General features: G+C 65.1%; 19 protein-coding genes. 10 read left to right on the top strand and 9 right to left on the bottom strand.

The annotated features are described in order from the left end of the window. Nucleotides 1–75: 75 nt before the first annotated feature. From hflD to ACLD02_RS17815, 3 genes are read right to left on the bottom strand one after another with little or no spacing between them, the layout of a single operon-like run. Nucleotides 76–702 carry a high frequency lysogenization protein HflD gene (gene hflD, locus ACLD02_RS17825; protein ID WP_410299314.1) on the bottom strand — a complete coding sequence of 209 codons (627 nt, stop codon included), beginning with the start codon at nt 700–702 and terminating at the stop codon, nt 76–78. After that, nucleotides 699–1,802 carry a tRNA 2-thiouridine(34) synthase MnmA gene (mnmA, locus tag ACLD02_RS17820; protein ID WP_410299313.1) on the bottom strand — a complete coding sequence of 368 codons (1,104 nt, stop codon included), beginning with the start codon at nt 1,800–1,802 and terminating at the stop codon, nt 699–701. Before mnmA ends, hflD begins: the two co-directional genes overlap by 4 nt. A 19-nt stretch (nt 1,803–1,821) precedes the next feature. Then, nucleotides 1,822–2,289 (bottom strand): NUDIX hydrolase, encoded by a 468-nt coding sequence (locus ACLD02_RS17815; RefSeq protein WP_203101882.1) that lies wholly within the window; start codon nt 2,287–2,289, stop codon nt 1,822–1,824. 162 nt (nt 2,290–2,451) lie between these two features. On the opposite strand from ACLD02_RS17815, the gene moaC reads away from it, so the two are divergent. From moaC to ACLD02_RS17800, 3 genes are read left to right on the top strand one after another with little or no spacing between them, the layout of a single operon-like run. Further along, entirely contained in the window at nt 2,452–2,889 is a 438-nt protein-coding gene (gene moaC, locus ACLD02_RS17810; RefSeq protein WP_410299322.1) for a cyclic pyranopterin monophosphate synthase MoaC, read from the top strand. Next, on the top strand, nt 2,886–3,152 hold the full coding sequence (gene moaD / locus ACLD02_RS17805) for a molybdopterin converting factor subunit 1 (protein WP_410299312.1): 267 nt from the start codon (nt 2,886–2,888) through the stop codon (nt 3,150–3,152). The genes moaC and moaD overlap by 4 nt, the downstream gene beginning before the upstream one ends. 1 nt (nt 3,153) lies before the next feature. Continuing rightward, on the top strand, nt 3,154–3,639 hold the full coding sequence (locus ACLD02_RS17800; RefSeq protein ID WP_410299311.1) for a molybdenum cofactor biosynthesis protein MoaE: 486 nt from the start codon (nt 3,154–3,156) through the stop codon (nt 3,637–3,639). On the opposite strand, the gene ACLD02_RS17795 is transcribed toward ACLD02_RS17800, so the two are convergent. Next, on the bottom strand, nt 3,545–4,168 hold the full coding sequence (locus tag ACLD02_RS17795; protein WP_203101791.1) for a pseudouridine synthase: 624 nt from the start codon (nt 4,166–4,168) through the stop codon (nt 3,545–3,547). The two genes, ACLD02_RS17800 and ACLD02_RS17795, sit on opposite strands and share 95 nt — an antisense overlap. A 110-nt stretch (nt 4,169–4,278) precedes the next feature. On the opposite strand from ACLD02_RS17795, the gene icd reads away from it, so the two are divergent. Next, complete coding sequence (icd, locus tag ACLD02_RS17790) at nt 4,279–5,541, top strand: NADP-dependent isocitrate dehydrogenase (RefSeq protein WP_203101789.1); 1,263 nt, start codon at nt 4,279–4,281, stop codon at nt 5,539–5,541. A gap of 21 nt (nt 5,542–5,562) precedes the next feature. Here the strand turns inward: icd and ACLD02_RS17785 are convergent, their stop codons facing one another. Beyond that, the gene (locus ACLD02_RS17785) at nt 5,563–5,853 is read right to left on the bottom strand and encodes a cold shock domain-containing protein (RefSeq protein ID WP_203101787.1); all 291 of its coding nucleotides are present in this window, start codon (nt 5,851–5,853) and stop codon (nt 5,563–5,565) included. 257 nt (nt 5,854–6,110) lie between these two features. Here ACLD02_RS17785 and clpS point away from each other — a divergent pair, with 257 nt between their 5' ends. Together clpS and clpA are read left to right on the top strand one after the other, a co-directional pair. After that, nucleotides 6,111–6,458 (top strand): ATP-dependent Clp protease adapter ClpS, encoded by a 348-nt coding sequence (clpS, locus tag ACLD02_RS17780; RefSeq protein ID WP_203101878.1) that lies wholly within the window; start codon nt 6,111–6,113, stop codon nt 6,456–6,458. A gap of 42 nt (nt 6,459–6,500) precedes the next feature. Beyond that, a complete protein-coding gene (gene clpA / locus ACLD02_RS17775; RefSeq protein ID WP_203101779.1) occupies nt 6,501–8,765 on the top strand; it encodes an ATP-dependent Clp protease ATP-binding subunit ClpA in 2,265 nt (754 codons plus the stop codon). A 149-nt stretch (nt 8,766–8,914) separates the two neighbouring features. Here the strand turns inward: clpA and infA are convergent, their stop codons facing one another. Next, nucleotides 8,915–9,133 carry a translation initiation factor IF-1 gene (gene infA / locus ACLD02_RS17770; protein ID WP_203101777.1) on the bottom strand — a complete coding sequence of 73 codons (219 nt, stop codon included), beginning with the start codon at nt 9,131–9,133 and terminating at the stop codon, nt 8,915–8,917. Between the two features lie 71 nt (nt 9,134–9,204). After that, a complete protein-coding gene (locus tag ACLD02_RS17765) occupies nt 9,205–9,939 on the bottom strand; it encodes an arginyltransferase (RefSeq protein WP_410299310.1) in 735 nt (244 codons plus the stop codon). 178 nt (nt 9,940–10,117) lie between these two features. Here ACLD02_RS17765 and ACLD02_RS17760 point away from each other — a divergent pair, with 178 nt between their 5' ends. Then, the gene (locus ACLD02_RS17760) at nt 10,118–12,094 is read left to right on the top strand and encodes an acetoacetate--CoA ligase (protein WP_410299309.1); all 1,977 of its coding nucleotides are present in this window, start codon (nt 10,118–10,120) and stop codon (nt 12,092–12,094) included. A 91-nt stretch (nt 12,095–12,185) separates the two neighbouring features. On the opposite strand, the gene aat is transcribed toward ACLD02_RS17760, so the two are convergent. Both aat and trxB read right to left on the bottom strand, forming a co-directional pair. Beyond that, nucleotides 12,186–12,890, bottom strand: coding sequence for a leucyl/phenylalanyl-tRNA--protein transferase (gene aat, locus ACLD02_RS17755; protein WP_410299308.1), 705 nt, complete (start codon nt 12,888–12,890; stop codon nt 12,186–12,188). Then, nucleotides 12,887–13,834: a thioredoxin-disulfide reductase gene (trxB, locus tag ACLD02_RS17750; protein ID WP_203101769.1), complete on the bottom strand. Its 948-nt coding sequence runs from the start codon at nt 13,832–13,834 to the stop codon at nt 12,887–12,889. Before trxB ends, aat begins: the two co-directional genes overlap by 4 nt. A gap of 309 nt (nt 13,835–14,143) precedes the next feature. On the opposite strand from trxB, the gene ACLD02_RS17745 reads away from it, so the two are divergent. From ACLD02_RS17745 to ACLD02_RS17735, 3 genes are read left to right on the top strand one after another with little or no spacing between them, the layout of a single operon-like run. Beyond that, nucleotides 14,144–16,396: a DNA translocase FtsK gene (locus ACLD02_RS17745; protein WP_203101876.1), complete on the top strand. Its 2,253-nt coding sequence runs from the start codon at nt 14,144–14,146 to the stop codon at nt 16,394–16,396. Nucleotides 16,397–16,425: 29 nt separating this feature from the next. Beyond that, entirely contained in the window at nt 16,426–17,037 is a 612-nt protein-coding gene (lolA, locus tag ACLD02_RS17740; protein WP_410299307.1) for an outer membrane lipoprotein chaperone LolA, read from the top strand. Then, on the top strand, nt 17,034–18,365 hold the full coding sequence (locus ACLD02_RS17735) for a replication-associated recombination protein A (RefSeq protein ID WP_203101765.1): 1,332 nt from the start codon (nt 17,034–17,036) through the stop codon (nt 18,363–18,365). The genes lolA and ACLD02_RS17735 overlap by 4 nt, the downstream gene beginning before the upstream one ends. The last annotated feature ends 83 nt before the right edge of the window (nt 18,366–18,448 follow it).

The raw sequence follows: 18,448 nt of genomic DNA, 5'->3' as shown, positions 1-18,448 counted from the left end.
GCGGGCGCAATCATACCGCAAATAACCGGGAATCGCGCGCCGCCGGCGCAATCTATAATTTACTTTAGTTTTATATTATAAGTTATTGTTTTTAATGCTATTGAGTGCTTCCAGTTGTTGCTTGCGCTGAAACAGCAGCCGCCAGCGGCGACCGCCGTGAGCGTGCCACAGGAAGGCGGCGCGCACGCCGGCCAGGAACAGCGCGCGGATGCGCGCCGCGTTGTCCTCGTCCTGGAGCTTGGCCGGGTCGCCCTGGACCCGGATGCGGAATCGGAAGGTACCCAGGGTATCCAGATAGATGCCGGCCAGCCGGTGGCAGAAGGTGGCGCTGGTGAGCCCGTCGAAATGATCACGCTGGCCCTCCAGGGCGATCAGCCGGTGGCGCAGGATGCTGATCACGTCGCTGTTCTTGCGCAGTTTGGCGGACAGGTGCAGCAGGGCCAGGGCATAGCTCAGCGGTCGCGCTGACTCGCGGGACTGCTGCCGGCTCAGGCTCTGGCGAAGCAGGCGCATGCCGTCCTGGAGACGCTCCGGGGCGGGGTAAACGCCAGTGGCCGTCTCGGTGTCCATGGTCATCACGCCGCCGAACAGAGCCTCCATGGCGCCGGGGTCGGTGTCGGCGCCGGTGGCGATGCGGTCGGCCAGCACGGCGGCCTCGAACACCGCCGCCAGGGCCAGCATTTGTTGCTGTTCGTGATTCATCGGGTCTCCTCGATCACGGCGCCGCCCAGGCAGGTGTCGCCGTCGTAGAACACCACCGACTGGCCCGGGGTAACGGCCCGCTGGGGGTGATCGAACACCACCCGGACGCGATCCGCGCCGGCGTCCTCGACCCGGCAGTCCTGGTCCGCCTGGCGGTAGCGGGTCTTGGCGGTGAGCCGGGCGGGCAGGGCGGGCGCGGCGCCGGCGATCCAGTCCACCTCGGCGCTGGTCAGCTCATTGCTGAACAGCAGCGGATGGTCCTGGCCCTGGACGGCGATCAGCACGTTGCGTTCCAGGTCCTTGCCGGCCACGTACCAGGGCGCCTCGCCGGCGTCGGCGCGTCCGCCGATGCCCAGGCCCTGGCGCTGGCCCAGGGTGTAGTACATGAGCCCGTCATGGCGACCGATCAAGTGGCCGTGATCGTCCTCGATATCTCCGGGCCGGGCGGGCAGGTAGGTCTCAAGGAAGTCCTTGAAGCGGCGCTCGCCGATGAAGCAGATGCCGGTGGAGTCCTTCTTTTTATGGTTGTCGAAGCCCCGTTCGGCGGCAAGGCGCCGCACTTCCGGTTTTTCCAGGTCGCCGAGGGGGAACAGGGTGCGCGCGAATTTGTCGCCGCCCACGGCGTGCAGGAAGTAGGTTTGATCCTTGTTCAGGTCCACCGCGCGCAGCAGCCGGCCGCGTTCGCCATCATGTTCCACCCGTGCATAGTGGCCGGTGGCGATGTAGTCCGCGCCCAGGGTCAGGGCGTGGTCCAGAAAGGCCCGGAACTTGATTTCCTTATTGCACAGGATGTCCGGGTTGGGGGTGCGCCCGGCCCGGTATTCGGCCAGGAAATGCTCGAACACCCGGTCCCAGTACTCACCGGCGAAATTGGCGGTGTGCAGCTCGATGCCCAGCACCCCGGCCACCTGCATGGCGTCCAGCAGGTCCTCCCGGGCGGTGCAGTATTCGGTGCCGTCGTCCTCGTTCCAGTTCTTCATGAACAGGCCTTCCACCCGGTAGCCGGCGTCCAGCAGGCGGGCGGCGGCCACCGAGGAGTCCACGCCGCCGGACATACCGACGATCACGCGGGGGGCTTGACGGTGCAGGGATTCGGACATGGTTCGTTTCGCCGTTCGCTCAGCCGCGCTGCAGCGGCCAGGGGTGTTGGTAGATGGCGTCCAGGGGCAGCCGGCGGCCGCTCAGGTAATCCGCCACGCAGCGTTCCACCAGGGGGCCGCGGTGCTCGTCGCGGCGTGCCTGGAGTTCCTCCGGGCTCAGCCACAGCGCCTCCAGAATACCGGTGTCCAGCTTCTGGTGCGGATCGTGGCCCAGGGCCCGGGCCACGAAACAGGTGCGATAATAGACACCGGCGCCAGGCCGGGGCTGAAAAATATACCACCCCAGCAGGTCGGTGATCTCCACCCGCCAGGCGGTTTCTTCCAGGGTTTCCCGGTAGGCCGCCTGCATCAGGTCCTCGCCGAACTCGGCGTGCCCGGCGGGCTGGTTGAGCACCGCCTGGCCGGCCTGCATTTCGCGCACGAACAAAAGGCGGCCCTCTTGTTCGACGATGGTGGCCACAGTAATGTGCGGTTCGAAGCTGTTCATCGAAGGCTCCAGCCGGGCATCGTGATCGGTCAGCGGGCGCAGATGGTAGCGCACCGGAGGCCGCCGTGACAGCCGCCGGGCCGTTGTATGGAGCCACCTCCGGGAGAAAGCAAGACCGTGAATGATTCCTTTAGCCATCTGGACGACCAGGGCCGCGCCCGCATGGTCGATGTCACCGACAAGGACACCACCGCCCGCACCGCCCACGCCCGCGCCCGTGTGCGCATGGCGCCACGCACCCTGGCCATGATTCTGGACCAGGAACATCCCAAGGGCGACGTGCTGGCGGTGGCGCGCCTGGCCGGTATCCAGGCGGCGAAAAAGACCTGGGACCTGATTCCCCTGTGCCACCCCCTGATGCTCAGCGGCGTGGAAGTGCAGCTCGAGCCGGACGGCGCCGACGGTCTGAGGGTGGATGCCCGCTGTAAGCTCAAGGGCCGCACCGGCGTCGAGATGGAGGCGCTCACCGCCGCCTCGGTGGCGGCGCTCACCGTCTACGACATGTGTAAGGCGGTGGACCGGGCCATGGAGATCGAACACGTCCATCTGGTGGAAAAGACCGGTGGCCGCAGCGGTGAATTCCGTCGGGAGGCCCCATGAACGGGACCATCATCGAGGTGCGCTTTTTCGCCGCCCTGCGTGAGCGGGTTGGCGAGGAGGTACTGCGGGTAAGCCCGCCGGCGGCGGTAACCACGGTAGCGGCGTTATGCGACTGGCTGACCACCGAGTACCCGGCGGTGGGCATCGCCCTCGAGGCCACCCCCCGGCGCATGGTGGCGATCAACGAGGAGCTGGCGACGCCGGACAGTCCGGTGGCCGGCGGTGACACCGTGGCCCTGTTCCCGCCGGTGACCGGAGGCTGAGATGACCGCCATCAACGCAGAGACCGACATCCGGGTGGCGATCATCGCCGAGCCGTTGGAAGGCGTGCCCTCCGTGGAGGGCCAGGATGGCCGCAGTGGCGCCGAGGTACGCTTTTCCGGTCGCGTGCGCGACGAATCCGGCCGGGTGCGGGCGCTGTTTCTGGAGCACTATCCGGGCATGACCGAAAACGCCCTGACGCGGATCGCCGAACACGCCCGAGAGCGCTGGACTCTCAATGCCATCGAAATAATTCATCGGATCGGTGAAATCCAGGTCGGTGAGGAAATCGTGCGGGTGGTGGTGTGGGCCGGTCATCGCCACGCGGCTTTCGAGGCCTGCGCCTTTCTGATGGATATCCTCAAGAGCCAGGTGCCGCTGTGGAAGAAGGAGCTCAACGACGACGGCTGGCACTGGGTCGAGGCCCGCGAGCGCGACGCCGAGGCGGCCGCGCGCTGGATGGGCGCGGCTTCGGAGCGTGCACGGTAAGTTCCCGCCATTCCCCCGGGGCGAGCCCGTCCAGAGTCCAGTCGCCGATGCGCCAGCGCACCAGCCGCAGGGTGGGGTGGCCGATGGCCGCGGTCATCCGCCGCACCTGGCGGTTGCGACCTTCGTCCAGGGTGATTTCCAGCCACCGGTCCGCTACCGTGAGCCGCGTGCGCACCGGCGGTTCGCGGGGCCACAGCGCGGGCTCGTCGATGGCCCGTGACGGCGCCGGCCGGCAGGGTCCGTCCTTGAGCGTGATGCCGCGCCGCAGCCGCTCCAGTTCCGCTTCCCCGGGCTCGCCCTCCACCTGGGCCAGGTAGGTCTTGGGCAAATGGAAGCGCGGGCTGGCGATGCGCGCCTGCAAGGCGCCGTCATCGGTGAGCAGCAACAGGCCCTCGGAGTCCCAGTCCAGCCGGCCGGCGGGGTAGACGCCCGGCACCGGGATGTAGTCCTTGAGGGTGCGTCTTCCCCGCTCGTCGCTGAACTGCGAGAGCACCTGAAAGGGTTTGTTAAACAAAATCAGTCTTGCCATGGACGAAATCTCGCTGCGGCGGGCTGGAAGCCAAGCAAGAGTAGCACCTGGGTGCTATACTCTCGCCCCGCAACCGAATCCTACGGTTTTTCTCAGAGGGAGTAGTGTAGATGGGATACCAAAAGATCACGGTTCCGGCAGACGGTGACAAAATCACCGTAAATGCGGACCTATCCCTGAATGTCCCCAACCATCCGATCATTCCATATATCGAAGGGGACGGCATCGGCGTCGATATCTCGCCGGTGATGATCAAAGTAGTGGACGCCGCCGTGGAAAAATCCTACGGGGCGAAGCGTGGCATCAACTGGATGGAAGTGTTCGCCGGCGAAAAGGCCACCAAGGTCTACGGCCCGGACACCTGGATGCCCGAAGAAACCCTGGAAGCGCTGCGGGAATTCACCGTCGGCATCAAGGGCCCGCTGACCACTCCGGTGAGCGGCGGTATCCGGTCCCTGAACGTGGCGCTGCGTCAGGAACTCGACCTGTACACCTGCATGCGCCCGGTACGCTGGTTCGAAGGCGTGCCCAGCCCGGTACGGCACCCCGAGCTCACCGACATGGTGATCTTCCGGGAGAACTCCGAGGACATCTACGCCGGCATCGAGTGGGCCGCCGACAGCCCGGAGGCCACCAAGCTGATCAAGTTCCTGCGTGAGGAAATGGGCGTTACCCAGATCCGTTTCCCCGAGGGCTGTGGCATTGGCATCAAGCCGGTTTCCCGTGAAGGCACCCAGCGTCTGGTGCGCAAGGCGATCCAGTACGCCATCGACAACGACAAGGATTCCGTCACCCTGGTGCACAAAGGCAACATCATGAAGTTCACCGAGGGGTCGTTCAAGAACTGGGGCTACGAGCTGGCCCGCGACCGCTTCAACGCCGAGCTGCTCGACGGCGGCCCGTGGATGGTGATGAAGAACCCGCGCACCGGCAAGGACATCGTCATCAAGGACGTGATCGCCGACGCCTTCCTGCAGCAGATCCTGATGCGTCCCGCCGACTACAGCGTGATCGCCACCCTGAACCTGAACGGTGACTACATCTCCGACGCCCTGGCGGCGGAAGTGGGCGGCATCGGCATCGCGCCGGGCGCCAACATCGGTGGTTCCGTGGCGCTGTTCGAGGCCACCCATGGCACCGCGCCGAAGTACGCCGGCCAGGACAAGGTGAACCCGGGTTCGCTGATTCTGTCCGCGGAAATGATGCTGCGTCACATGGGCTGGGACGACGCCGCCGATCTGGTCATCAAGGGTATGGAAGGCGCCATCGCCGCCAAGACCGTGACCTACGACTTCGAGCGTCTGATGCCCGATGCGACCCTGCTCAAATGTTCTCAGTTCGGCGATGCCGTGATCGAGCACATGGGCGTCTGAACGCCCACCGCGCCGGCCTCCTCACTCCGGGGAGACGGCGTTGCTTTCCCGATCCCGCCGCCGTGCCTTGCCCGGTCGGCGGGAAGAGGGAGCTTCCCCATTCTTCACGTCCCCCGGTTTAAGATTCACCGCATGATAGCCCTTGCTGGCCTCGCGGCGCTCGTATTCCACGCTTTGTCCCGCGTACAGGGTCTTGTATCCTTCTTCCTGTATATAGGAGTAGTGTACGAACAGGTCGTCACCGCCTTCATCGGGCCGCACGAATCCGTATCCCTTGGCGTTGTTGAACCACTTAACCGTTCCCGTTGCCATGGTGCTCCCTCTGGCCGCTGGCTGTGGGCCACACAACCACCCCCGGCTCAGTTAGAATAGGTTGGTTTTTGAACAACTGTTCCCTATGGTCGGCGGGGTGTCAACCCCTCCGCCGCCGGGATTGAAAAACACCGTGATACCCCTCATTTGTTGATTGCCTGCTGACGCCAGCGGGTATACAACCGTTAGAGAAGGTTATGAACAGGCAGCACGAACCCACATCTCGAAGCAAGGACGCGTCGAACGCCGTCCTCACCATGGCGTCGCGGGTGTCGCGGCTCGGCCCGGAGCCGCCGCAAACCCCCGATCGTCAGGACGACGCCGCCGTTGAGGAGGCCAAGCCTCGACTCAGGCGTCCGCCCATGTACAAGGTGATGATGCTGAACGACGACTACACCCCCATGGATTTCGTCGTCGAGGTGCTGGAAACCTTCTTTCGCATGGACCGGGAGCAAGCCACCCAGGTGATGCTGACGGTGCATACGAGAGGCAAGGCGGTGTGCGGGGTCTATCCCCAGGACATCGCCGAGACCAAGGCCGCGCAAGTGGTCGACTACGCCCGCGAACATCAGCATCCGCTGATGTGTCAGGTCGAACGGGCCTGACGTCTCCGGCGACGGAGCGGGCTTCAAGCAGTGAGGTAGCCTATGCTCAGCAAAGAACTGGAACTGACTCTCAACGAGGCTTTCCACCACGCCCGTAGCCACCGGCATGAGTTCATGACCGTGGAACATCTGCTGCTGGCGCTGCTCGACAACGAAGCGGCGGTGGAAGTCCTGCGCGCTTGCGGCGCCGATCTGGAAGAGCTGCGCGAGGCCCTGACTCAGTTCATTGACGATTCCACCCCCCTGCTGCCCGACGACGGTGACCGTGACACCCAGCCCACGCTGGGCTTCCAGCGCGTGCTGCAACGGGCGGTGTTCAGCGTGCAGTCGTCCGGCAACAAGGAAGTCACCGGCGCCAACGTCCTGGTGGCGATCTTCAACGAGCAGGAAAGTCAGGCCGTGTACCTGCTCAACAGCCAGGATGTGCATCGCCTTGACGTGGTCAACTTCATCGCCCATGGCATCTCCCAGGTGGAAGACAGCGATCCCGGCATGGAACAGCGCGAGGACGGTGAGGGTACCGTGGAGGGTGGCCCGGCCAGCGCCCTGGAAAGTTACGCCAGCAATCTTAACGAGCTGGCCCGGGCGGATCGCATCGATCCGCTGGTGGGGCGCGCCTTCGAGATCGAACGCGCGGCTCAGATCCTGTGCCGCCGGCGCAAGAACAACCCCCTGCTGGTGGGCGAGCCCGGTGTCGGCAAGACCGCCATCGCCGAGGGGCTGGCGCGCATGATCGTGGAAGAAAAAGTGCCCGAGCCGCTGCTCGACGCCGTGGTCTATTCCCTGGACCTGGGCGCGCTGCTGGCGGGTACCAAATACCGCGGTGATTTCGAGAAGCGGCTGAAGAACCTGCTGGCGGAGCTGCGCAAGCAGGACAACGCCATCCTGTTTATCGATGAGATCCACACCATCATCGGTGCCGGGGCGGCGTCCGGCGGCGTCATGGATGCCTCCAATCTGCTCAAGCCGCTGCTCGCCTCCGGTGAGCTCAAATGCATGGGTTCCACCACTTTCACCGAGTACCGCACCATCTTCGAGAAGGACCGGGCGCTGTCCCGGCGCTTCCAGAAGATCGACGTGGTGGAGCCCACCGTGGAAGACACGGTGGGTATCCTCAAGGGGCTCAAGAGTCGCTTCGAGAAACACCACAACGTGAGCTACACGGACGCGGCCCTGAAAACCGCGGCGGAACTCAGTGCCCGCTACATCAACGACCGCTTCCTGCCGGACAAGGCCATCGACGTGATCGATGAGGTGGGCGCCTGGCAGCGGCTGCGGCCCGAGGGCGAGCGCAAGGAAACCATCGATCAGGATGACGTGGAAGCCATCGTCGCCAAGATCGCGCGCATTCCGCCCAAGCAGGTATCGTCCTCCGACAAGGAAGTGCTCCAGAACCTGGAGCGCGACCTGAAGATGACGGTGTTCGGCCAGGAAGACGCCATCGAGACCATCTCCGCGGCGATCAAACTGTCCCGGGCCGGTCTCAAGGCGGACAACAAGCCGATCGGTTCCTTCATGTTCGCCGGTCCCACCGGGGTCGGCAAAACCGAGGTGAGCCGGCAACTGGCCCGCGCCCTGGGCGTGGAGCTGGTGCGCTTCGACATGTCCGAGTACATGGAGCGGCATACCGTCAGCCGTCTGATCGGCGCGCCCCCGGGCTACGTCGGTTACGACCAGGGCGGCCTGCTTACCGAGGCGATCACCAAGACGCCGCACTGCGTGCTGCTGCTCGATGAGATCGAGAAGGCACACCCGGAGGTGTTCAACATCCTGTTGCAGGTAATGGATAACGCTTCGCTGACCGACAACAACGGTCGCAAGGCGGATTTCCGCAACGTGATCCTGATCATGACCACCAATGCCGGCGCCGAGGTGCTCAACAAACGCACCATCGGCTTCACCGACCAGGACCAGTCCTCGGACGGCATGGAAATGATCAAGAAGGTGTTCACGCCCGAATTCCGCAACCGGCTCGACGGCATCATCCAGTTCAACCCGTTGACCATGGAGGTCATTCTTGGCGTGGTGGACAAGTTCCTGGTGGAACTGCAGGCCCAGCTCGACGAGAAAGCGGTGGTGCTGGACGTGGACGAGCAGGCGCGCCGCTGGCTGGCCGAGAAGGGTTACGACAAGGACATGGGCGCGCGTCCCATGGCCCGTCTGATCCAGGAGCAGATCAAGAAGCCGCTGGCGGAGAAGTTGCTGTTCGGCGAACTGGCGGGCAAGGGCGGTCAGGTGCACATCGGGGTCGGCGACGACGGCCTGGTGCTCACCGTGGATGCCTCCGAGGAGGAAGCCACCTGCTGACCCGGCAACGTCCTTCGACTCCTACCAAGCCCGGCCTCGCGCCGGGCTTTTTTATGGCTCATCGGGTGGCCGCTTATCGTCGGACACAAACCAAAAAACCCGGCGGGGCCGGGTTCGGGGGAGCGCTTCGCGCCGCGCGGGCGCGAAGGTTATTTCATGCGGAAGGTGATGCGGCCCTTGCTCAGATCGTAGGGCGACATTTCCACCTTCACCCGGTCGCCGGTGAGAATGCGGATATAGAACTTGCGCATTTTTCCGGAAATGTGGGCGGTAATAATATGACCATTATCCAGCTTGACGCGGAACATGGTATTCGGAAGGGTTTCCAAGACCACCCCTTCCAGCTCGATTTGCTCTTCTTTCGCCATCCAGTGAATGTCCTGATCTCGGCTTGAGAGGGAGCGCAATTGTGCCGGAAATGCGACCGTGCTGCAAAGGCTTATCGGCGGCTTTCCGCATCCGGGCCGGGCAGCTCCCGCCAATTACCGCCGTCCAGCAACTCCAGCGGCTGGTACTGGCTTTTGTAGCTCATCTTCTGGCATTGGCGAATCCAATAGCCGAGATAGAGATAAGGCATGCCCCGGGCATGGGCGGCCTCGATCTGCCAGAGCAGGGCATTGACGCCCAGCCCCCGATCAGGCTGGTCCGGGTCGAAGAAGGTATAGACCGCCGACAGGCCGTCATCAAGCAGGTCGGTCACGGCCACGGCCACCAGCCGCCGACGAGGATCACGGAAGCAGTAGAAGCGGGTGTCCGCCCAGTCGCAGGTCAGGAAGCTGGTGAATTGTTCCTCGGAGGGCGGGAACATATCACCGTCGCCGTGGCGCTGATCAATATAGCGGGCATACAGGCTGTACACCTCGCGGGTATAGCGGGCCGGTTCCTCGCTGACGGTGAGGTCGGCGTTGCGGCGCCGCAGACGTTTATGGCGCCGCCGGGGCTGGAAATCCGCCACCCGCACCCGGGCCGGCACGCAGGCCCGGCAGCCGTCGCAATGGGGGCGGTACAGGTAGTCGCCGCTACGCCGAAAGCCCAGCCGTGACAACTCGCTGTACAGCCCCGCGTCGAGCCGCGTCTGCGGGTCCACGAACAGGGTCGCCGCCTGACGCTCCTCGAGATAACTGCAAGGGTGCGCCGGGGTGCGGAAGAAGCGGAGTTCAGACAGATCGCTCATGGTCCAAGTGTAGCGGATACTTGTATCGCGGTGACACTGGCATCGTGGCTCCAGGGTGGCCGGTGACTTGTGTTCCTTGCCACGGTTATAGTGTGGCCGGCGTAAAAACAACGACAACGCCGGTGACGGGTCGGTCGCTCCTTTTGGCGATCGCCGTGCCGGCACCGGGAGAGCAAGAATGACAAATACCAGCCCCGCGCCGCTGTGGCGGCCGGACGCGTCGCGCATCGCCGACGCCCGCATCACCGACTATCAACGCTGGCTGAGCGCCGGGAAAGGCCTCGTCTTCGATGACTACCAGAGCCTGTGGACCTGGTCCGTGGAGCATCTGGAAGACTTCTACGAATCACTCTGGCAATACTTTGACATCCGCCATTCCGCCCCCTACGAGCGGGTGCTGGACGGCCATCATATGCCCGGCGCGAAATGGTTCGAAGGCGCCCGCCTGAACCTGGCGGAGCAGGTGTTCCGCCACCATGAGGATGAACCGGAGCGGCCCGCGATTCTGTCGCGCTCTGAATTGCGTGGTCTGCAGACTTTGACCTGGGGCGAGCTGCGCGAGCACATCAGCGCCCTGGCCAACAGCTTGCGCGCGCTGGGGGTGGGTCCCGGCGACCGGGTGGTGGCCTACTTGCCCAACCTGCCGGAAACCATGGTGGCGTTTTTCGCGGTGAGCAGCCTGGGCGCGATCTGGTCCAGCTGTTCGCCGGACATGGGCACGCGCAGCGTGCTGGACCGCTTCCGGCAGATCGATCCCAAGGTGATGATCGCCGTGGACGGTTACCGTTACGGCGGCAAGGACTTCGACCGGCTGTCGGTGGTGGAGGGTCTGCGCGACCAACTGCCGACCCTGGAGCAGGTGGTGCTGTTGCCGTACCTGAATGGCGATGCCGAGCTGGCCGGTGCCCACCAGTGGCACGCTCTGGTGCGCGAACCGGCGCCGATGCGCTTCGAGCAGGTCACGTTCGATCATCCGCTGTGGGTGGTCTATTCCTCCGGCACCACCGGCATGCCCAAGCCGATCGTGCATGGCCATGGCGGCGCGTTGCTGGAGGGGCTGCAGGATCACGCCTTGCAGTTGGACCTTGGGCCGGACGACCGCTACATGTGGTTCACCACCACCGGCTGGATCATGTGGAACTCGCAGATGTCCGGCCTGCTCACCGGCGCCAGCATCTGCCTGTATGACGGCAATCCGGGCTACCCGGATCTGGGCACTCTGTGGCGCTTCGCGGAGGAAACGGAAATGACGTTCTTCGGCGCCGGCGCCGCCTATTTCCTCAACTGCAAGAAAGCGGACATCCGCCCCGGCGACTGGGTGGATAGCGGACGCATCCGCTCCATCGGTTCCACCGGCTCACCGTTGCCGGAGGAGGGCTACCGCTGGCTGATGGACCAGTTCGACGATGTCATGATCGCCGCCATCAGTGGTGGCACCGACGTGGCCAGCGCCTATGTGGGCGCCTGCCCGACGCTGCCGGTGTACCCCGGTGAAATGCAGTGCCGTTATCTGGGCACGGCGGTGTACGCCATGGGTGACAATGGCGAGCTGCTGGATGACGAGGTGGGCGAACTGGTGGTCACCAAGCCGATGCCGTCCATGCCGTTGTACTTCTGGAACGACGAGGGTGGCGAGCGCTATCGGGACAGCTATTTCGATGTGTTCCCGGGGATCTGGCGCCACGGCGACTGGATTCGCATCACGCCGCGAGGCGGGGCGATTATCTATGGCCGCTCCGACACCACCATCAATCGCCATGGTATCCGCATGGGCACCGGGGAAATCTATCGGGTGGTGGAGGAGATTCCGGAGGTGCTGGACAGCCTGGTGGTGGATCTGGAATACCTGGGCCGGGAATCCTACATGCCACTGTTCGTGGTGTTGCGCGAGGGCGTGGCGCTGAACGAGGAGTTGGCCGGGCGCATCAAGGCGGCGATCCGCGATCATCTGTCGGCGCGCCATGTGCCCAACGAGATCATCGCCGCGCCGGACGTGCCGCGCACGCTCACCGGCAAGAAGATGGAGCTGCCGATCAAGAAGCTGCTGCTGGGGCAGTCCATCGACCAGGTGGCGAACCCGGACGCCATGGCCAACCCGGACAGCATTGCCTTCTATAGCGAGTTCGCGGAACGGCGGGGCACGGCCGGGCGTTGACCGGCGTGATCGCGACTGAAGCGGAACGCCGCCCGGTCGCTCCTACGGCAGAAGGTCCCCCTGTAGGAGCGACTTCAGTCGCGATCAGGTCTCAGATGTCATCGCGCCAGCGGAACGGGCCCTTGGGCCAGGGGCGCGGCGACGGGTCCGGAATCAGGCGGTCCAGCTCGCGTTGGAAGTCGGCGCGGGGCATCAGGCAGGCGCCCAGCCGCATCAGGTGCGGGTTTTCCACCTGGGCGTCCAGTAACTGGATGCCCAGGCGCGGTGCCAGCGCCCAGAGCATGGCGAGCACGCTCTTGGAGCCGTCGGTGCGGGTGGAGAACATGGATTCGCCGAAGAACACGCCGCCCAGTTGCACGCCGTAAATACCGCCGGCCAGTTCTCCGTCCTCGTCCACCGTCAGGCAATGGGCATAGCCGAGGCCGTGCAGGCGCAGGTAGGCGGCACGCATTTCGGCGGTGATCCAGGTGCCGCCGTCCTCGCCCCGGGGAGCGGCGCAGTGGTCCAGCACGGCGGCGAAATCCCGGTCGCCGTGGAAGGTGAGGGTGGTGCCACGCAGGTGGCGGCGCAGCCGCCGACTGATATGAAAATCCCCGGGGCGGAACACGCACCGGGGATTGGGGGACCACCAGAGGATCGGCTGGCTGGCGTCGTACCAGGGGAATATGCCGAGCTGGTAGGCCCGCACCAGGGTGTCCGGCGTCAGATCGCCGCCGGCGGCGAGCAGACCATTGGGCTCATCCAGGGCGTGTTCCGGCGGCGGGAAGTCACCGCCGGCCGGCAGCCAGGGAATCACGCCTCCAGAGTCTCCAGGTACTTCTCGGCATCCAGGGCGGCCATGCAACCGGCACCGGCGGAGGTGACCGCCTGCCGGTAGACGTGGTCGGCCACGTCGCCGGCGGCGAATACCCCGGCCACGCTGGTGGCGGTGGCGTTGCCGTCCAGGCCGCTGTGGATCTTGATATAGCCGTTGTTCATGTCCAACTGGCCCTGGAAGATATCGGTGTTGGGTTTGTGGCCGATGGCGATGAACACGCCCTGCAGCTCCAGGTCCCGGGTGCTGTCATCCTGGGTGGACTTGACGCGCATGCCGGTGACGCCGGAGTCATCGCCCAGTACTTCATCCAGGGTGTGGTCCCACAACACCTTGATGTTGTCCTTGGCGAGCAGCTTGTCCTGCAGGATTTTTTCCGCGCGCAGTTTGTCGCGGCGGTGCACCAGCACCACTTCCTCGGCGATGTTGGACAGGTACAGCGCTTCTTCCACGGCGGTGTTGCCGCCGCCGATCACCGCCACCTTCTGGCCACGATAGAAGAAACCGTCGCAGGTGGCGCAGGCGGACACGCCCTTGCCCATGAACGCTTGCTCGGATTCCAGGCCCAGGTACATGGCGGAAGCGCCGGTGGCGATGATCAGCGCGTCGCAGCTGTAGGTGCCGGAATCGCCGTTGAGCACGAAGGGGCGCTGATCCAGGCTCACGGAATTGATGTGATCGAACAGGATCTCGGTTTCGAAACGCTCGGCGTGCTGCTGCATCCGCACCATCAGGTCCGGGCCCTGCAAGCCTTCCACGTCGCCGGGCCAGTTGTCCACTTCGGTGGTGGTGGTGAGCTGACCGCCGGGCTGGATGCCGGTGATCACCACCGGTTTCAGGTTGGCGCGGGCCGCGTACACCGCCGCGGTGTAACCGGCGGGGCCGGAACCCAGGATGATCAGTCGATGGTGTTGCGCGTCGCTCATTGGTTCCTCCACCAAAAAGGGGGTTTCAGGGCGAATGCAAACTACAACAAAACCCCGGGCCCGTGAAGGGCGTACACTCTATGGCCGCGATAGGCGGCGCCAGGGACGCGCGGCTCCGGCACGGGGCGCTGGCTGGCGGCCCCCGGATTGACTACAATCCCAAGGTTTTCAAGTCGTTAGATTCAAGGAGCCCGGCGCGCGCGGCGTTGTTCGGCGGCTCCTCAACCCCAGAGGCCTGAAGTGACCAAGGCAAAGGCAGCATCCGGCGGGGAGGTTTCCGGGTTTTCCCGCCATCTCAAGAAAGGCCTGATGGAAGGGCTGGTGATCGCGCTGATCGCCCTGTCCCTGTATCTGTTGTTGGCGCTGGTGACCTACGACGGTGGTGATCCGGGCTGGTCCTACGTGGGCGACGCGGGCCAGGTGAACAACGCTGGCGGTCGCGCTGGCGCGTTCTGCGCCGATCTCCTGCTCGGTCTGTTCGGGTTCATGGCCTATGTGTTCCCGGTGCTGGTGGCATTCTGGGCCGGTCGCGTGCTGCGCGAGCGCCACGCCGGGCTGGCCGGCAGCTGGCCGTTGTTCAGCCTGCGGCTGGTGGGCTTCGTGCTGACCATGATGAGCGGCACGGCGCTGGCTTACATGCACTTCTCCGGCGGCGGCTTCTCGTTACCGGAGGATGCCGGCGGCATCCTCGGCCATGTGGTGGGGGGCGCCGCCCTGGACGCCTTCAACGCCCTGGGCGGCACCCTGGTGATGGTGGCTCTGTTCCTGATCGGCGTCACCGTGTTCACCGACCTGTCCTGGATCGCCCTGGCGGAGAGTCTGGGCGCGGCGGTGCTGGCCCTGGGCCAGAAGGTGCCGGCCTGGTTCGAGGCGCGCCGTGAGAAGCGCGCCGAGCAGCAGGCCGCCCGGGAGGCCCGCCAGAAGCGCGCCAAGGTGGTCACCGAGGCGAAGAAAAAACAGGAAAACCGCACCCCGCCCAAGATCGCCCAGCCCGCCAGACCGGTGGAGAAAAGCGAACGGGTGCAGAAGGAGAAGCAGCAGACTCTGTTCACCGCCCAGGTCACCGGCGATCTGCCGCCACTGTCCCTGCTCGACGCCGTGGACGAAGGCAAGGGGGGCTACTCCGAGGAAGCCCTGGACGCCATGTCCCGGTTGCTGGAGATCAAGCTCAAGGACTTCAACATCGACGCCGAGGTGGTGGCGGTGCAGCCCGGTCCGGTGATCACCCGCTTCGAGATTCAGCCGGCGCCGGGTATCAAGGTGTCCAAGATCTCCAACCTGGCCAAGGATCTGGCCCGCTCCCTGGCGGTGATCAGTGTGCGGGTGGTGGAGGTGATCCCTGGCAAGACCACCGTGGGCATCGAGATTCCCAACGAGCAGCGCGAGATGATCCGCCTCACCGAGGTGGTGGGTTCGCGAATGTTCGACGACGCGTCCTCGCCGCTGACTCTGGCCCTGGGCAAGGATATCTCCGGCAACCCGGTGATGGCCGATCTGGGCAAGATGCCGCACCTGCTGGTGGCCGGTACCACCGGTTCCGGTAAGTCGGTGGGGCTGAACGCCATGCTGCTGTCGCTCATGTTCAAGGCCAATCCGGAAGAAGTTCGGATGATCCTGATCGACCCCAAGATGCTGGAACTGGCGGTCTACGACGGCATTCCGCACCTGCTCACGCCGGTGGTCACCGACATGAAGGAAGCGGCCAGCGCGCTGCGCTGGGGCGTCGGCGAAATGGAGCGCCGCTACCGGCTGATGGCGGCCATGGGCGTGCGCAACATCGCCGGCTATAACCGCAAGGTCAGCGAAGCGGAGAAGAAGGGCGAGCCGCTCAAGGACCCGCTGTGGAAGCCGGATGATCCGATGAACCTGGACGAGGAGGCGCCGCTGGCCCAGAAGCTGCCCTACATCGTCATCGTCATCGACGAATTCGCCGACATGATGATGATCGTCGGCAAGAAGGTGGAAGAGCTGATCGCGCGCATCGCGCAGAAGGCGAGGGCGGCGGGCATCCACCTGATCCTCGCTACCCAGCGCCCCTCGGTGGACGTGATCACCGGCCTGATCAAGGCCAACGTACCGTCGCGGATCGGCTTCCAGGTGTCCTCCAAGATCGACTCGCGCACGGTGCTCGACCAGGGCGGCGCGGAACAGTTGCTGGGTCACGGCGACATGCTTTATTTGCCCGCCGGCACCAGCATGCCGGAACGGGTGCACGGCGCCTTTGTCTCAGATGAGGAAGTGCATCGTGTCTGCGATGACTGGCGCAAGCGCGGCGAGCCGGACTACCTGGAGGAAATCCTCGAGGGTGGCGGCGATCTCAACGCGCCCCTGCCGGGGATGGAAAGCCCGGAGGGTGGTGGCGAGGAGGACGACCCGCTCTACGACGAGGCGGTGGCCTATGTCACCGAGTCCCGGCGTGCCTCGATTTCGTCGGTGCAGCGCAAACTCAAGATCGGTTACAACCGGGCGGCGCGCCTGGTGGAGGCCATGGAAATGGCCGGCGTGGTGTCCGAGGCCGGGCACAACGGTCAGCGCGAAGTGCTGGCGCCACCGCCTTCCTGACGCCGCCCCCGACAAGGACTTTTCTCCGTATGCGATTTTTCTCGATCATTGCCCTGATGCTGCCGACCCTGGCTCTTGCCGGCCCGGCGGAAGACCTGGTGGCCCGGCTCGATCAACTGCGCGTCCTGTCCGGCCACTTCGAGCAGACCGTGATCGGCGAGGGTGGCGAACGGGCCCGGGACAGCGCCGGCACCCTGGAGGTGGCGCGCGGCAACCGCTTCTACTGGCACACCGAGCGGCCCTATGAGCAGTTGGCGGTGTCCGATGGCGCCACTGTCTGGGTTTACGACCCGGACCTGGAACAGGTGGTGGTGCGTCCGCTCAGCGACGATCTTGGTGAAACGCCGGCGTTGCTGTTTGGCGGTGATCCCTCGGCGGTGACCCGGGCATTCAGCGTCAGCGAGCAGGACCGCCAGGGCGAGCGCGTTACCTATCGGCTGCGACCCAAGGCCGGCGATCCCCTGTTCGACACCCTGGACGTGACCTTCAACGGCGAAACGCCGAGCGCCATGCGCCTGGAAGACGCCCTTGGCCAGAAGACCCTGATCGACTTCCGTGACCTGACCATCAACGGCGAGCCCACCCCGGGGCGTTTCAAATTCCAGCCGCCGGAAGGCACCGACATCATCCGTCAGCAATGAGCGACCTGTTCGAGCAACAGCAGCGCGGCGACGCCCAGCCCCTGGCGGCGCGGCTGCGCCCCTCCACTCTGGATGACTACGTCGGCCAGCGGCACCTGGTGGGCCCGGGCAAGCCCCTGCGCCAGGCCGCCGAGCGCGGCCAACTGCATTCCATGATCCTGTGGGGACCGCCGGGCACCGGCAAGACCACCCTGGCGCTGATTCTGGCCAGCGTGGTGGACGCGGAATTCATCACCCTGTCGGCGGTGCTGTCCGGGGTGAAGGACATCCGCGCCGCCGTCGATCAGGCCAAGGCGCGGCTCGGCCAGGGCCGGCGCACGGTGCTGTTCGTGGACGAGGTGCACCGTTTCAACAAGGCCCAGCAGGACGCTTTTCTACCCCACGTGGAGGAGGGCACGGTGATCTTCATCGGCGCCACCACGGAAAATCCGTCCTTCGAACTCAACAATGCGTTGCTGTCCCGGGCCCGGGTCTACCGCCTGCGTTCCCTGGAGCGGGAGGATCTGGCCGGGTTGCTGGAACGGGCCCTGCGCGAACCGGAGCTGGCCGGCATCGAGCTGGCCGACGACGCCCGCGACCTGCTGCTTGGCTACGCCGATGGCGACGCCCGGCGCCTGCTCAACATGTTGGAAATCGCCGTGGACCTGGCCGAGGGCAGCGGCGACGCCGCCGTCATCGACCGACCGCTGATGGAAGAAGTGCTGCGCGACGCGGTGCGCCGCTTCGACAAGGGCGGCGATGTCTTCTACGACCAGATCAGCGCCCTGCACAAGGCGGTGCGCGGCTCCGATCCGGACGCCGCCCTGTACTGGTTCGCGCGCATGCTGGACGGCGGCTGCGACCCGCTCTATCTCGCTCGCCGGGTGGTACGCATGGCCAGCGAGGACATCGGCAACGCCGATCCCCGGGCGCTCACCCTGTGCCTGAACGCCTGGGACGTGCAGGAGCGCCTGGGCAGCCCGGAAGGGGAACTGGCGGTGGCCCAGGCGATCGCCTATCTGGCGGTGGCGGCCAAGAGCAACGCGGTTTACACCGCCTACAACCAGGCCCGGGATCTGGTCGCCCGCAACCCCAGCAATGAGGTTCCGCTGCACCTGCGCAATGCCCCCACCAAGCTGATGAAAGCGGAAGGCTACGGCGCGGAATACCACTACGCCCATGACTTCCCGGAGGCGTTCGTGCCCGGTGAGAACTATTTCCCGCAGGAACTGCGTGACACCCGTCTTTATGAGCCGGTGGAGCGCGGCCTGGAAATCCGCATCGCCGAGAAGCTGCGCCGCCTGCGCCAGCAAAACTCCGACGCGGACTGGCATCGATACGACGACTGAGGCGATACAGGATACAGGATGAAGGATACAGCGCGGGTCAGGTCCCAGGTGCCAGAGAGGCCGTGCCCGCGCTTAACGTCATT

The organism is Alloalcanivorax sp. C16-2 (assembly GCF_046507615.1).
Taxonomy (GTDB): Bacteria; Pseudomonadota; Gammaproteobacteria; order Pseudomonadales; family Alcanivoracaceae; genus Alloalcanivorax; species Alloalcanivorax marinus_A.
The sequence above is the reverse complement of the archived record's forward strand: the minus strand, read 5'-3'. Positions and strand labels throughout refer to the sequence as shown.